This is a genomic window from Bacillus cereus group sp. N21, assembly GCF_016483395.1.
Taxonomy (GTDB): Bacteria; Bacillota; Bacilli; order Bacillales; family Bacillaceae_G; genus Bacillus_A; species Bacillus_A pseudomycoides.
This window is the reverse complement of sequence record NZ_JAEHBX010000388.1, coordinates 1-250: the sequence shown is the minus strand read 5'-3', so window position 1 is coordinate 250 and position 250 is coordinate 1. Positions and strand designations below refer to the sequence as shown.

Sequence of the window (250 nt, the reverse complement as noted above, 5' to 3'; positions counted from 1 at the left end):
GTAATAATAAACCAACACATGTACTCCCATGTTGCATATATTTATACACCGGAATACTATGTAATTCTCTTTGTAACAATGGTATTTCCATAACGAAGTAGCCTGTATTATGAGTAAAACGCATCCCAAACAACATGCGTGAGCATACCAAATAAAGCAGAATAGCAAAATACAAAGAAATCCTTCCATGTATGAAGTCCCCACCTCTCATCTACTGCATATGTATAGTAGCCAGCAAATGGTTTAGCTA

The 250-nt window shown here is 36.0% G+C and carries 1 pseudogene; it reads right to left on the bottom strand.

Annotated elements, in window-relative coordinates:
• Positions 1-250: pseudogene (locus JDS96_RS31320) on the bottom strand (DUF4184 family protein); the annotation flags it as partial.